The following is a 14,319-nucleotide window of genomic DNA, read 5'->3' as shown; positions in this document are numbered from 1 at the left end:
GGTCGGTGGGGAGGGTCAGGCAGACGCGGCGCACGCCGGCTCCTCGCCCCGGCCGGCGGCGGCGCCCCGGTCCGTGTCCGCCGCGGGGCCGTCGCCCGCGTCCGCGCTCCGGGCCGCGTCCGTGCCGGAGGCGGCGCCCGCGTCTGTCCCGGTGCCGGTGTCCGTGCCGGTGTCCGCGCTCCGGTCGGCGGCCGGGGTCTCCCAGGCGTCCTTCCACGAGGTGAGGCCCAGCAGCCGGCTGCCCAGCTCGTCCAGGGTGGCCGTGGGGTACCGCTCGGACTCGTGGCGCACGGGGTCGCCGACCAGGGTCCGGTTCCAGCGCGGGGTCCGCAGGTGCCGCCAGGAGTCGACGCGGGACCGCCGGAGCCGCTCGTGCTCCTCCAGGGCCGGCATCATCGACAGGTACTGCACGGCCCGGACCTGGTCCCGCGAGACGTTGCGCGCCACGCCGTGGGCCAGCAGGCCGTTCCAGATGAGCAGGTCGCCGGGGCGGAGTTCGGGGCGGACGACGGGGTACTCCGCGCGGTCCACGGAAGGGCGCAGCGGGTCGCGGTCGGCCGGCTGGGCGACCTTCCACTCCTCGAACCGCCGGAAGAGCTCCGGGTTGCACTGGAAGCCGCCGGACTCCGGCCCGGTCTCGTTGAGGGCGATGATCCCCTGCACCCGCTGCGGCGGCACCCCGAGGGTGGTGTCGATGTCCCAGTGCAGCTCGATGTCGAAGCCGCGGTCCGTGGGTTCGATGAGGGCGCGGTCGCGGTTGCCGACGTTGGGCGGGTTGAGGTTGAGCCGGTCCTGGGTGACCCACAGCTCCTCGCAGTCCCAGACGTCGACGAAGGCGTCGTAGACGCGCCGGGCCTGGCGGTTGTCCCAGAGGAGCTGGTGGTGGTACGCCTCCACGAAGCCGTAGACGTGCAGCTGCCGGTCGAGCTCCGAGCGGAACGGCCGGTCCGCGTACCAGCCGTCCGGATCCCCCGGGTCGAGCCCCTGGAAGTCCCAGGTGAAGTCGAGCAGGCGCTTCGCCGCCTCGGCGGGGATCGCCTCGCGCACGACGACGTAGCCGTACGTCTGCCAGTGCGCGAAGTCCTCCTCGGACAGCACCCGCAGCGGCCGCGACTTCTCCAGCTCCCGCAGGGTGGTCTGGGCGAGGTAGGACTCGCCGTCGGCGCTGAAGTACGGCAGGTCCGAGGCCGCCCGGTGCAGGCGCGGGCGGCGGCGGGGACGGTGGGGGGCGGGCGTCGTCATCTGATCGCTCCAGGGCGGGAGTCGGGGCCGCGTTCCCCGGCCGGTGGACAGCACGGAGAGACCCTCGGCGCGGCACCGGGGGCGCGTGGCTCGGACGGAGGGCGGGCGGAGGGCGTGGACGCACGGCAGCGCCCGGCGCGGGGTGCGGGACCACGCCGTTCAGAACAATTGGTTTAGACCATACTCGTTGTCAAGTGACCACTCAATATGCAGAGTTGCACGTGACAGCCTTTCGGCTTTGGTCTAGACAACATTGGAGGGGCTGTCCTAGTGTCCCCCTGCGCAGTCCGGCCGCGGTGCCGTCGCGGCCCCGCCGCCCCTGCGCTCCGCGGTCGACGTCGACCGCGCCCACGGGCGTTCGCCCACATCGCGGTTCGCCCACGCCCAGAGGGAGCGGTTTCCATGAGCACAGCCGGCGCCACCGTCCTGCCGGACGGCGGCCTGAAGAGTCCGGGTGCGGGCCTGGTCACGCTGGACCCGGTCCGGACCGCGCTCCTGCGCGGCCTCGACGAACTCCTCACCGGTCTCGCCGCCCGGCTCTCCGCACCCGAGGTCCTCGGCCCGCCCCTGCTGTCCGTGCCGGGCCTCGCCCGGCTCGACTTCTTCCGCAATTTCCCCCACCTCGGCGTCTCCGCCGGCCGCTTCGCCCCGGACGCGCTCGACGGACTCGCGGCCGGCGCGACGCCGGAGGAACTGCCGCTGCGCCCCACCGGCTACCTGCTGCCCTCCGCCACCTGCTACGGACTGCTGCTCTCCCTGGAGGGCCGGGACGTCGGCGAGGAGGGCCTCCGCCTCTCCGCCACCGGCCGCTGCTTCCGCAACGAGACCCACTACGACGGACTGCGCCGCCTGTGGGGCTTCCACATGCGCGAGGTCCTCTACCTCGGGACCAAGCAGGGCTCGGTCGAGCACCTGGAGAGCGGTGCCGCGTTCGTCCAAGAGACGGCCGCGCTCCTCGGTCTCGACCTGACCAGGGCCGTCGCCGACGACCCCTTCTACGACAAGGGCGGCTCACGCGCCCGGCTGATGGCCCTCGACCCGGTCAAGCACGAGTTCTGCGCGCCCGACGGCACCGCCATCGCCTCCGTGAACCGGCACCGCAACTTCTTCGGCGAACGCCTGGACATCCGCGCGGGCGCCGAGGGCCCGGCGTACAGCGCCTGCGTCGCCTTCGGGGTCGAGCGCTGGATCCACGCGATGATCCTCGCCCACGGCACCCCCGAGCGGGCCCTCGACCGGCTCGACGCCGTCCGCTCCTGAGCCGGGCACCGCACCCGGTCCCCCTCGAACCCCGTACCCGTACCCGTACCCCCGCGACAGCGGTGAGCAAGGAGCGACCCCTCCCCATGGAACGCATCGCCGAGTGGCTGCACGAGAAGAACCCCGGACTCGACGGGCCGATCGCCCCCGACGAGGACCTGATCGAGGCGCGCCTCATCGACTCGATGGACTTCCTGGAGTTCATCGACCTCCTGGAGGAGCTCTCCGGGAGCACCATCGACCTCCAGGAGGTCACCATCGACGACTTCCGCACCCTCGGCCGCGTCCGCGAGCGCTTCCTGAGCGCCGCCACCGGCTGAACCCACGGTGACCGACGGCCCGGACCGGGGCGGGGCCACGGCGCTGGCGATCGTGGCGACGACCGGGGAGGTGCTGGCCCACCCGGAGCTGGGCGAGGGCCTGCTGGCGCCCTGGGAGCGGCGCCGTCTCGCCCCGATCCGGCTGCCCGGCCGCCGCGCCGACGTCCTCGCGGCACGCCTCCTCGTGCGGCTGTGCGTCGCCCGCGCCACCGGCCTGCCGCTGGACACCCCGGACCTCGCCCAGCGGTGCCCCGGGTGCGGCGAGGAGGGCCACGGCCGCCCGTACCTGCGCGGCCGCCCCGGCACCGGCGTCAGCCTCAGCCATGCCGACGGCCTGGTCGCGGCGGCCGCGGGGCCGGGCGCGATCGGCATCGACGTGGAGCCCGCGACCCGCCGTCCCGGCCCCGGCCAGGTCCTGCGCCGCCTCCTCCCCGAGGCGGACCCGGCCGACGGTGCGGCGCCCATGGAGGGCCCGGAGCTGCTCCGGCTGTGGGTCCGCGCCGAAGCCCGGCTGAAGGCGGGAGGGGCCCGGGGCGCCGAACGGCTCGTCCAGGCGGGCTGGTTCGGGCCGGGGGAACGGTTCGGCCAAGGCGACCAGGGAAGCCAGGGCGGCCAGAACGGCCAGAACGGCCGAGGCGACCAGGGCGGCCGAGGCGGCCAAGGCGGCTGGGGCGGCTGGGGCGGCCAAGACGGTCAAGACGGCCAAGGCGGCCAAGACGGCCAAGACGGTCAAGGCGGCCAAGGCGGTCAAGGCGGCCAAGGCGGCCGAGGTGGCTGGGGAGGCCGAGACGGCCGGGGAGGTCTCCGCATCCTGGACTGGACGGACCGGCATCGCGCGGCCGTCGTCGCGGTGGCCGCCACCACGCGGGTCGTGCGCACCTCCGTCTGAGGCTCCGCGAGCCCGCCGCGCCGCCGCCCGCACCGCCGATCGGCGGAGTTCGCGGCACCGGGCCTGCGTCCTCACCGGCTGAGGAAGCCGCGGGTGGTAGGTCGGGGGGATGCAGCCAGGCACCTCACCGACGGTCACCGTCACCCCCTTCCTCCGGACGGCAGCCGCCTACGCGTGGCGGCTGCTCGTCGTCGGCGTGCTCGTCTACAGCCTGTTCGCGGTGCTCGGACGCTTCCACGAGATCGGCGTGGCCCTCTTCCTGGGGCTCGTGATCACCGCACTGCTCAGGCCCGTCGCCGACGTCGTCGCCCGGGGACTGCCCCGGCCGCTCGCCGTCGCCCTCACCCTCCTCGGCAGCATCGCGCTGGTCCTGGGCGTGCTCGCGCTGGTCGGCGAGGCCGTGGCCGGGGAACGGACCACCCTCGTACGCGAGTTCCGGACCGGCGTCGGCCGGATCGAGGACTGGCTGGAGCAGCCGCCCTTCCGGCTGAACCCGGGGGCCCTCAGCGACCTCCAGGCCAAGATCGGGGAGTTCCTCTCCAGCCACCGCTCGACCCTGGTCAGCACGGCGGTCAGCGGCGCCCACCAGGTGGTGGCCGTGCTGACCACGCTGGCCCTCGCGGTCTTCTCCGCGGTGTTCTTCGTCCACTCCGGCGACCGCCAGTGGGCCTGGTTCCAGAAGCAGCTGCCCGGGTCGGTCCGCGACCGGGTGGTGGTCGGCGGACGCGCGGCCTGGCGCACCTTCACCGGCTACACCCACGGGATCGTCCTCGTGGCGGCCGTGAACGCGGTGCTCGTCGGGGTCGCCCTGTGGCTGCTCGGCGTCCCCCTCGCGGTGCCGCTCGCCCTCCTGGAGTTCGTCGCCGCCTTCGTGCCGCTGATCGGCTCGCCGATCGCCCTGGCGGTCGCCGCGGTCGTGGCGCTGGCCTCGAAGGGCCCGCTGGTGGCCGCCATCGTGATCGGCCTGATCGTCGTGATCGGCCAGATCGAGGGCCACCTGCTGCACCCGCTGGTGATGAGCTGGGCCGTGCGCCTCCACCCGCTGGTGGTCGCGATCTCCGTCGTCGCGGGCTCGATCGCCGCCGGCATCGTGGGCGCCGTGGTGGCCGTCCCGCTGGTCTCGGTCGTCTGGTCGGTGCACACGGCGCTGCGGGACGCCCGAGCGGCGGCGAAGGAGAGCGGCGCCGCGCCGGCGCCGTCCGACCCGGAGGGAAACGGCCCCGGCCAGGACGGCCCCGGCCAGGACGGCCCCGGCCAGGACGGCCCCGATCCGCACGGCCCCGGCCCGGACGGCCCCGGCCCCCAGGCCCCGCCGTCCGGCCCGCAGGATCCGACAGCGTGACGCGGCGCGGGTTCCAGGGTGTGAACCCCCGCGTTCACAGGGGGACTTGCGCGGGGCGTCCGGCCTCTCTACTCTCACGGGCCAATGGTTAGGAATATTTCCTAACCATTGGCCATGGAGGGAAAGGGAGTTGTCATGCGTCGACGAAGCGTCTCGCTTCTCGGACTCGCAGGTCTGCTGGCGGTGCCCCTGACGGTGCTGCCGCAGGCACAGGCCGCCGACGGTCTGGTGTCCACCGGCAAGACGGTGACGGCCTCGTCCGTCGAGACCTCGGCCTTCGGGCCCGGACTCGCGGTGGACGGCAGCACGGCCACCCGCTGGGCGAGTCTCGAAGGAGTGGACCCGCAGTGGATCCGCATCGACCTCGGGGCCGTCCACACGATCTCGCGGGTCAAGCTCCACTGGGAGGACGCGTACGGGAAGACGTACCGGATCCAGACCTCGGCCGACGGGTCGACCTGGTCCGACGTCTACTCCACGACGACCGGCGACGGCGCGACCGACGACCTCGCGGTCTCCGGCAGCGGCCGCTACGTCCGCATGTACGGCACCGGCCGCGGCACCGCGTACGGCTACTCCCTCTGGGAGTTCGAGGTGTACGGCGCGCCCACGGGCACGGGCGGCGGGGGAGGCACGGCCGTGCCCTTCGGCAGCCACCTCAAGCCCTACGCGGCCGGCACCCTGAAGCCCTCGGGCTCCCAGGCCGCCCTCGACCAGAAGGTCGTCGACTACTACAACCGCTGGAAGTCCGCCTTCGTCCGCCAGAACTGCGGCAACGGCTGGTACCAGATCATCTCGCCCGACGCCGACCACCCGTACGTCGCCGAGGCGCAGGGCTACGGCATGGTGGTCGCCGCGACCATGGCCGGCGCCGACCCCGACGCCAAGAAGATCTTCGACGGGCTCGTCAAGTGGAAGATCGACCACCCGTCCTCCGTCAACCCGAACCTGCTCGCCGCCGAGCAGGACGCCGCCTGCCGCAGCGTCAACGGCGGCGACGGCGCCACCGACGGCGACATGGACGTGGCCTACGGGCTGCTCCTCGCCGACAAGCAGTGGGGCAGCACCGGCACCTACAACTACAAGGACCTCGCGCTCAAGCACATCGCCGCGATCAAGAAGGACGAACTCAACCCGACCACCAAGCTCCTGAAGCTCGGCGACTGGAGCAGCTCCGGCGACCAGTACTACTACATATCCCGGACCTCGGACTGGATGGTCGACCACTTCCGCGCCTTCCGCACGGCCACGGGCGACACCACCTGGGACGCCGTGCGCACCGCGCACCAGAACCAGATCTCCCGCCTCCAGTCGACCTACGCCTCCGGCACCGGACTCCTCCCCGACTTCGTCGTCGACACGAACACCACCCCCCGGCCCGCACCCGGCCAGGTCCTGGAGGACCCCAACGACGGCGCCTACTGGTGGAACGCCTGCCGCACCCCGTGGCGGATCGCCGACGACGCGGTGACCAGCGGGGACGCCACCTCGCTCGCGGCCGCCCGGAAGCTCAACGGCTGGATCAAGACGAAGACCGGCGGCGACCCGAGCAAGATCGCCATCGGCTACAAGCTCAACGGCACCCAGATCTCCGCGGGCAGCGAGGCCGCCTTCTTCGCCCCGTTCGCGGTGGCGGCGATGACCGACCCCGGCAGCCAGGCCTGGCTGGACGCCCTGTGGAACAAGATGCTGGCCACCCCGATCGACACCAGCAGCTACTTCTCCGCGAGCATCCAGCTCCAGGTGATGATCACGGCCTCAGGCAACCACTGGGTCCCGTAGCGGCACGGACAGCGCCCTGAGGCAGTCCGTCAGGGCCGCCGTGGTCGCGGCGAGCGGGAAGCGCGCGGCGAGTTGCCCGTCGGGGCGCACGACGAAGCCGGTGGCGCCGTCGGGGAGGTAGATCCGCTCGAACTCCCCGGCGGCGTCCCGGTACGCGGGAGCACCGACGGCGGGGACCGAGTCCGCCTCCCCCTCCCGGGGGAGCAGGGCGACGACGTCCAGCGGCAGCCGCTCGCCGGCCGCCGCCCGCGCCGCGGCCACCGCCCGCGACAGCCCGGTCGCCTCGGCCCCGTACAGCAGGGCCACGTGTCCCGGGCGGTCGCGCAGGACGTCCAGGAGGCGCACCGGGTGGACCGCGATCGGTGTGCTCAGCCCGCCGCAGTCCGGTGCCCGGTCCCCGGGCTGCGGCGCCTCGACCGGCCCGTACGGGGCACCGGCCAGCGGGCCGTCCCGGTAGCCGACGAGCAGCTGGGCCTCCCGGAGCATCAGGGTCGTCATGTCGTCCCGGTCGGACCCGATCCCGCGGGTGGCGTGCCGCACCGTACGGCCGACGACCTCCTCGCCCACCGGACGGCGCTCCGCGTCGTAGCTCGCGAGCAGTCCCGGGCCCGCCTCGGCCCGCACCACGAGCGCGAGCTTCCACGCCAGGTTGGCGGCGTCCTGGATGCCGGTGTTCATGCCCTGGGCGCCGGTGGGCGGATGGATGTGCGCGGCGTCGCCCGCGACGAACACCCGTCCCGCGCCGTAGCGGCCGACGATGCGGTGGCTGATGCGGAAGACCGACGACCAGCGCAGGTCGGAGAGCCGGGCCGGGCCCGGACCCAGCCGGTCCACCACCGCCTGCAGTGCGGACAGCCCGGGGCCCGTCCCGCCCTGGAGGCCGTGCGCGGGAACGTCCGGGGAACCGGCGGCCCCGGAGGGCCCGCCGAGCTCGGGAGGCACCTTCATCGACATCCGGTACCGGCCGGCGCCGGGCAGCGGGATGCAGACGAGGACGTCGTCGAGGGTCCCGTCGTCGGTCCGGTGCTCGGAGCGGAGCGCGTACCCGGGCGGAAGGTCCCAGTCGGCGTCGGCCACGACGTCGCCGAGCATGTACGCCTCCGGGAAAGCACCGCCCTCGTACGACAGTCCCAGGGTCTTGCGCACGACGCTGTGGGCCCCGTCGCAGCCGATCAGATAGGGGACCCGCAGCTCCTCGGTGAACCCCGAAGCGCCGCGCAGCAGGGCGGTGACGCCGTCGGAGTCCTGGACGAACGACACGAGCTCCGTGCCGCGTTCGATGCTCGTGCCCAGGCCGGCGAGGTACTCCTCCAGGAGCCGCTCCGTCTCGTACTGGGGGAGGGCGGCGAAGCCGTACGGGACCTCGGGCGGCAGCGCGAGCGTGATCCGCGCCGACTCCGCGCCGTTGACGTGGACCAGCTGGCCGCGCATCGGGACGGCGGCCTCCAGGACCGCGCGGACGAGGCCCATCCGGTCCCACAGCTCCAGGGTGCGGGGCTGGATCCCGACCGCCTTGGCGTACGGCAGCCGGGCCGGCAGCCGGTCGACGAGGCGGCAGCGCACGCCGTGCCGGCGGAGCTCGGCCGCGGCACTGAGGCCGACGGGACCCGCGCCCGCGATGAGTACGTCGGTGGTGGTGCCGGTGTGCGCCACGGATGCCTCCAGTGCCGGCCGGTCTCTCGCCAGGTCCGTCCTCCATGGTCACCCGCGACTCCCCGTTCGGCGAGCGGTGCGGGCCGCTGCCCCGCCGGGCGGGCGGAGACGACGCATGACGCTCCCGTCGAGCCCCGCACGGCGGCGTGCGGCCGCGGCGGACCCGCACCGTCGGCCTGCCCAACCTGCCTGCCTTCGTGCCTGCCTGCCGCCGCTCCGGCCGGCCGACCGGGCTCAGGGCTCCACGATGCCCCTGATCACGCCGAGGTCCAGCAGGTCCCGGGGGCGCAGCCGGAGCCGGTCCGCGACCGCGGCGGACTCCTCCGGCGGACGCTTGAGGATCGACGCGGCCGCCTCCGGGGCGATCACCGAGAAGTAGCTGTCGGGGGTGGCCCAGAGACGCCCGGGCGCGGCCAGGGCCAGAGCCCCGCCCGAACCGCCCTCGCCGATGAGGAGCGAGGTCACCGGGACCCGCGCGGTGGCGACGGCCGCGAACAGGTCCGCGATCGCGGGGCCCGCGCCCGCGCGCTCCGCAGCCGGGTCGTTGGCCGCCCCCGGCGTGTCGATCAGGGTGAGGACCGGGATCCCCAGCCGGTCGGCGAGCCGCACGAGCCGGGCGGCCGTCCGGAAACCGGCCGGGAGGGTCGCGGTCCCGCACTGCGCCGCGTACGCGACCGTGCCGCCGCCGGGGACCCGCCCGAAGCCGCACCGCATCCCCGGGTCGACACCGCCGGCGCGGTCCCCGGAGACCTCCGCGCGGTCGGACAGGTGCGCGTCGAGGTAGGCGTCCGCCCGCGGACGCCCGGGATGCCGGGCCCGGGCCACCGCCTCCCTACCGCTCGCCGAGGGCGGGGCGTCCGGGTCGCCGAGCGCGCGCGGCGGCGCCGGCGCTTCCTCGGCGGGCCGGGTCAGCAGGGCGAGCCATCGCCCGAGGGTGTCGCGGAGCGCCTCGGGGGCCACGACCGCGTCGACGTGGCCGTGCGCGAGCTGCGCCTCCGCGGTGTACGCGGCGGGGTCCGCGTCCGGCGGGCGGACCCGGGACCCGGCGAAGCCGACCTGGGCGCCGGGCAGCGCGAGCACCACGTCCGAACCGGCGCCGAGGGTGGCCCAGCCGCCCCCGGTCGTCGGATCCCGCAGGACGGCGATCTGCGGCAGCCCGGCGGCCCGGGTGCGGGCCGACTCGCCTGCCAGCAGCTGGAGTTGGAGCAGGGCCCGCATGCCCTCGTGCATCCGGCTGCCGCCGGTGGCCGGCAGGACCACCACGGGCAGCCGCTGTGCGCGGGCGTGCGCGTGGGCGGCCGCGGCCCGGGCCCCGGTCCGCTCACCGAGGGAGCCGCCGAGGAAGCCGAACTCGAAGGAGATCAGGACGGCCCGGACCCCGCCGACCACACCCGTGCCACAGACCACGGACTCGGTCTCGCCGGTCCGCGCGGCGGCGCGCGCGTGGGCCGCGGAGTAGCCGGGCCAGCCCAGCGGACCGTCGTCCGCCAGGGGCTCCCCGGTGAAGGCGAACTCGGTGAAGTCGCCGCCGGCGACGAGGGCGATCGCCCCGCGTGCCGTCGTCGGGTCGCTCATGGGGACCTCGCAGCTCGTCGACGCAGGGGAGGACCCGGCAGCCCCGCACGGCGCGCCGGGACCGGACCCGCCGGTACACCGCCACCCTAGGGGGTGGCTGCCGGCGGACTCCCGGCCCCCCACCACGCCAGGCCCCGACGCCGGGCCACCGCGGGCCCTCCGTCCCGCCCCGATGCCCCCGCCCAGGCGGCACCGGCGCGGGGACCTCGGACCCGGCCCCGGCGTCTCCCCGGGGCCGCCCTCCGCCGCTCCTCAGGCCAGGATGCCGCTCCCGTGCGGCGCGTACAGGTCGAGGAGCCGGACCCGGGTCACCTGGAGGCGGTGGGCCAGGATCGCCCCCACCCAGAACATGACCGAGGCCCCGAACTCCGCGTCGGAGCGGCACATCGAGCGCACGGCCGGGGCGTTGAACTCATGGGCGCGGACCGGCGTCATCGCCTCCGCGCCCGACTGGCACAGATACGGCGGGAACATCCACGACAGGCCCACCAGCTCGCCGTGGTGCAGGGTCTCGATCACCGGGGCCCCGCGCCCCGGAACCCGCGCGTCCAGGGTCACGGCCCCCGTCTTCACGATCCAGAACCGGTCGGCGTGCTGCTGCTCCTCGAACAGCCGGTGACCGGACTCGAAGTACACGTCCTCGGCGAAGGCCATCAGGCGCTCCCGGTGCTCCGGCGGCAACGTGCTGACCTTGGGTGCGGCACTGCTCATGGCGGACCCTCCTCGCGCACTCGGCTCCCACCCCCAGTGTCCGCCAGCCCGCCCCTCGGCGCGCGGACGCCACCGGGAGGCCGCTCCCGCACGGGGTACCCGCACCCCTCCGGCGTGCGGGTACCGGACGGAGGGCGGAGCATGAACGTGAGAGGGAGCGGCAAGCGGGGGCGTGAGCCAGGAGGGTGCCATGCCCGTCCCGGAAGGCGGCGTCCCCCAGGGCGGCGACGCGCTCGTCGTGCTGCGCGGGGTCGACAAGCACTTCGGCACGCTGCACGTGCTGCAGTCCATCGACCTCACGATCCACCGCGGCGAGGTCGTGGTCGTGATCGGGCCGTCCGGATCCGGGAAGTCGACGCTGTGCCGGGCCGTCAACCGCCTGGAGACCGTCGACGCCGGCGAGATCGTCGTCGACGGTCGGCCCCTCCCCGCCGAGGGCCGTGAGCTCGCGGCCCTGCGGGCCGACGTCGGCATGGTCTTCCAGTCCTTCAACCTCTTCGCGCACAAGACCGTCCTCGACAACATCACCCTGGGCCAGATCAAGGTCCGCAAGAAGGACCGGAAGGCGGCCGAGGAGCGCGCCCGCGCCCTCCTCGACCGGGTCGGGGTCGCCTCGCAGGCGGAGAAGTACCCGGCCCAGCTCTCCGGCGGCCAGCAACAGCGCGTGGCGATCGCCCGCGCCCTCGCCATGGATCCGAAGGTGATGCTCTTCGACGAGCCGACCTCCGCGCTCGACCCCGAGATGATCAACGAAGTCCTGGAGGTCATGCAGCAACTCGCCCGGGACGGCATGACGATGGTGGTCGTCACCCATGAGATGGGCTTCGCCCGGTCCGCCGCCGACCGGGTCGTCTTCATGGCGGACGGCAGGATCGTCGAGGAGACCACCCCGGACGAGTTCTTCAGCAACCCGCGCAGCGACCGTGCCAAGGACTTCCTGTCCAAGATCCTCCACCACTGACACCACTGACATCACTGACATCACTGACACCACTGACACCGCGGCGCCGCAGCACCGCACCACACGGCGGGTCGCCGCCCGACCAGCAGCCCCCAGGGGTGATCCTCATGAACGCGACCAGGACCGGCGGGAAGACCGCCAGGGCCGGCGTGGCCGCCGCCGCGGCCGTCGTCCTCTCCCTCACCTCCGCAGGACTCGCCGACGGCGCGACCGCCGCCGTGCCGCGCGACCACGGCGGCGACGAGATCACCGTCGGCATCAAGTACGACCAGCCCGGCATCGGCCTCAAGACCCCGGACGGCACGTACACCGGCTTCGACGTCGACGTGGCCACCTACATCGCCAAGGAGCTGGGCCACGACCCGTCCGACATCGTCTGGAAGGAGGCCAAGAGCGCGGACCGCGAGACGCTGCTCCAGCGCGGTGACGTGGACTTCATCGCGGCCTCGTACTCCATCAACGACGAGCGCGCGGAGAAGGTCGACTTCGCCGGCCCCTACCTCCTGGCCCACCAGGACGTGCTCATCCGGGCCGACGACGACTCCATCAAGAAGCCTTCCGACCTGAACAACAAGCGGCTCTGCTCGGTCACCGGCTCGACGTCCGCGCAGAACGTCAAGGAGAAGCTGGCACCCGACGCCCAGCTCCAGGAGTACGGCGGCTACTCCGAGTGCCTGACCGGACTGGAGAACGGCGTCATCGACGCCGTCACCACCGACGACTCGATCCTCGCCGGGTACGCCGCACAGAGCCAGTTCAAGGACAAGTTCAAGCTCGGCGGCTTCAAGATGAGCAACGAGAACTACGGCATCGGCGTCCAGAAGGGCAGCGAACTCAAGGCCCGGATCAACACGGCCCTGGAGAAGATGGTCGCCGACGGCTCCTGGGACGCCGCGGTGAAGAAGAACTTCGGGCCGGCGAACTACCAGAACGAACCCGCCCCCGAGATCGGCGTCGTCGTGAAGTGAGCGGGCCGCCGTGTTCGACTTCCTCCAGGGGTACGACCTGCTCGGAGCCTTCTGGGTGACGGTGCAGCTCACCGTCTACTCGGCGATCGGCTCCCTCGTCTGGGGGACGCTGCTGGCGGCCATGCGCGTCAGCCCCGTCCCCCTCATGCGGGGCTTCGGCACCGTCTACGTCAACGTCGTCCGCAACATCCCCCTCACCGTCATCATCGTCTTCACCTCGCTCGGCCTCTTCCAGACGCTCGGCGTCAGCATGGGCGCGGACCGGTTCACCACGATCAACTTCCGGCTCGCCGTCCTCGGCCTCATCGCCTACACGAGCGCCTTCGTCTGCGAGGCCCTGCGCTCCGGCATCAACACGGTTCCCCTCGGCCAGGTCGAGGCGGCCCGCGCGATCGGGCTCAGCTTCCCCCAGGTCCTGCGGATCATCGTGCTCCCGCAGGCCTTCCGCTCCGTCGTCGGCCCCCTCGCCAACGTCCTCATCGCGCTCACCAAGAACACCACGGTGGCCGCCGCCATCGGGGTCGCCGAAGCGGCCCTGCTGATGCGGGAGATGATCGAGAACGAGGCCCAACTCATCCTCATCTCCGCGATCTTCGCCGTCGGCTTCATCTGCCTGACCCTGCCCACCGGCCTGTTCCTCGGCTGGGTGGCCAAGAAGGTGGCGGTGAAGCGGTGAAGACCAGACCCACCGTCCTCTACGACGTCCCCGGACCCCGCGCCCGGCGCCGCAACCTCCTCTGGACCCTGCTCTTCCTGGTCGCGCTCGCCCTCGTCGTGTGGTGGGTCCTGGCGGGCCTCGCGGCGAAGAACCAGCTCGAATGGTCCAAGTGGGCCCCCTTCTTCACCGACGCCCGCGTCTGGGAGACGTACCTCCTCCCGGCCCTGGAGAACACCGTGATCGCCGCCGGCCTGGCCATGGTGATCGCGCTGCCCCTCGGCGCCCTCCTCGGTGTCTCGCGCCTCTCCGAGCACCGGACCGTCCGCGGCGGCGCGGGCACGGTCGTCGAGTTCTTCCGCGCCATCCCCGTCCTGATCCTCATGCTCTTCGCGAACGCGGCCTACTCCGAGTTCACCGACATCAGCCCCGACACCCGCCCGCTGTACGCCGTCGTGACCGGCCTCGTCCTCTACAACGCCTCCGTGCTCGCCGAGGTCGTCCGGGCCGGCATCCTCTCGCTCCCCTCCGGCCAGACCGACGCGGCGAAGGCCATCGGCATGCGCAAGGGCCAGACCATGGTGTACGTCCTCCTCCCGCAGTCGGTCACGGCGATGCTGCCCGCGCTCGTGTCCCAGCTCGTCGTCATCGTCAAGGACACCGCGCTCGGCGGCGCCATGCTCGGCTTCTCCGAACTCCTCGCCTCGGTCCGCCCGATGAGCGCCAACTACGGGGCCAACACCATCGCCTGCTTCACCGTCGTCGCGGTGATCTTCGTCCTCCTCAACTTCGCCCTCACCAGCTTCGCCTCCTGGCTCGAAGGACGGCTGCGCCGCGGCAAGAGGTCCACGGGCGCCGTCGTCGGAGCGGGCGCCGTGGAGGAGCTGGCCACCCCGGGCGAACACCGGGGGCCGCCCGACGGGACCCCCTGACGCCTCGGGTCCGCACCTCCCCCGGCGGT

At 73.4% G+C, this 14,319-nt stretch carries 12 protein-coding genes and 1 pseudogene; 9 read left to right on the top strand and 4 right to left on the bottom strand.

What is annotated here, in order from left to right; translation table 11 throughout:
* Window positions 1–15: 15 nt before the first annotated feature.
* Window positions 16–1,242: a phytanoyl-CoA dioxygenase family protein gene (locus ACY0MR_RS04825; protein ID WP_473559307.1), complete on the bottom strand. Its 1,227-nt coding sequence runs from the start codon at window positions 1,240–1,242 to the stop codon at window positions 16–18.
* Between the two features lie 402 nt (window positions 1,243–1,644).
* Here ACY0MR_RS04825 and ACY0MR_RS04820 point away from each other — a divergent pair, with 402 nt between their 5' ends.
* From ACY0MR_RS04820 to ACY0MR_RS04800, 5 genes and pseudogenes are all read left to right on the top strand, one after another.
* Entirely contained in the window at window positions 1,645–2,502 is an 858-nt protein-coding gene (locus ACY0MR_RS04820) for a class-II aminoacyl-tRNA synthetase family protein (RefSeq protein ID WP_404078512.1), read from the top strand.
* Between the two features lie 86 nt (window positions 2,503–2,588).
* Window positions 2,589–2,822 carry an acyl carrier protein gene (locus tag ACY0MR_RS04815; protein ID WP_361854490.1) on the top strand — a complete coding sequence of 78 codons (234 nt, stop codon included), beginning with the start codon at window positions 2,589–2,591 and terminating at the stop codon, window positions 2,820–2,822.
* 7 nt (window positions 2,823–2,829) lie between these two features.
* Window positions 2,830–3,366: pseudogene (locus tag ACY0MR_RS04810) on the top strand (4'-phosphopantetheinyl transferase family protein); the annotation flags it as partial.
* 454 nt (window positions 3,367–3,820) lie between these two features.
* On the top strand, window positions 3,821–5,053 hold the full coding sequence (locus ACY0MR_RS04805; protein WP_473559304.1) for an AI-2E family transporter: 1,233 nt from the start codon (window positions 3,821–3,823) through the stop codon (window positions 5,051–5,053).
* Window positions 5,054–5,188: 135 nt separating this feature from the next.
* Complete coding sequence (locus ACY0MR_RS04800) at window positions 5,189–6,835, top strand: glycosyl hydrolase family 8 (RefSeq protein ID WP_473559302.1); 1,647 nt, start codon at window positions 5,189–5,191, stop codon at window positions 6,833–6,835.
* Here the strand turns inward: ACY0MR_RS04800 and ACY0MR_RS04795 are convergent.
* The 3 genes from ACY0MR_RS04795 to ACY0MR_RS04785 form a co-directional block, all read right to left on the bottom strand.
* Entirely contained in the window at window positions 6,812–8,488 is a 1,677-nt protein-coding gene (locus tag ACY0MR_RS04795) for an FAD-dependent monooxygenase (protein WP_473559300.1), read from the bottom strand. The two genes, ACY0MR_RS04800 and ACY0MR_RS04795, sit on opposite strands and share 24 nt — an antisense overlap.
* 234 nt (window positions 8,489–8,722) lie before the next feature.
* The gene (locus ACY0MR_RS04790; RefSeq protein ID WP_473559298.1) at window positions 8,723–10,063 is read right to left on the bottom strand and encodes a carboxyl transferase domain-containing protein; all 1,341 of its coding nucleotides are present in this window, start codon (window positions 10,061–10,063) and stop codon (window positions 8,723–8,725) included.
* A 252-nt stretch (window positions 10,064–10,315) separates the two neighbouring features.
* Window positions 10,316–10,774, bottom strand: coding sequence for a Crp/Fnr family transcriptional regulator (locus ACY0MR_RS04785; protein WP_361861622.1), 459 nt, complete (start codon window positions 10,772–10,774; stop codon window positions 10,316–10,318).
* Between the two features lie 190 nt (window positions 10,775–10,964).
* Between ACY0MR_RS04785 and ACY0MR_RS04780 the strand changes: the two genes are divergently transcribed.
* From ACY0MR_RS04780 to ACY0MR_RS04765, 4 genes are all read left to right on the top strand, one after another.
* Entirely contained in the window at window positions 10,965–11,735 is a 771-nt protein-coding gene (locus ACY0MR_RS04780; protein WP_473559296.1) for an amino acid ABC transporter ATP-binding protein, read from the top strand.
* 107 nt (window positions 11,736–11,842) lie between these two features.
* Complete coding sequence (locus tag ACY0MR_RS04775; protein ID WP_388795040.1) at window positions 11,843–12,703, top strand: glutamate ABC transporter substrate-binding protein; 861 nt, start codon at window positions 11,843–11,845, stop codon at window positions 12,701–12,703.
* Window positions 12,704–12,713: 10 nt separating this feature from the next.
* Complete coding sequence (locus tag ACY0MR_RS04770) at window positions 12,714–13,379, top strand: amino acid ABC transporter permease (protein ID WP_329285723.1); 666 nt, start codon at window positions 12,714–12,716, stop codon at window positions 13,377–13,379.
* A complete protein-coding gene (locus ACY0MR_RS04765) occupies window positions 13,376–14,290 on the top strand; it encodes an amino acid ABC transporter permease (RefSeq protein ID WP_473559293.1) in 915 nt (304 codons plus the stop codon). Before ACY0MR_RS04770 ends, ACY0MR_RS04765 begins: the two co-directional genes overlap by 4 nt.
* The last annotated feature ends 29 nt before the right edge of the window (window positions 14,291–14,319 follow it).

This window comes from Streptomyces sp. JN8 (assembly GCF_055808075.1).
The sequence above is the reverse complement of the archived record's forward strand: the minus strand, read 5'-3'. Positions and strand labels throughout refer to the sequence as shown.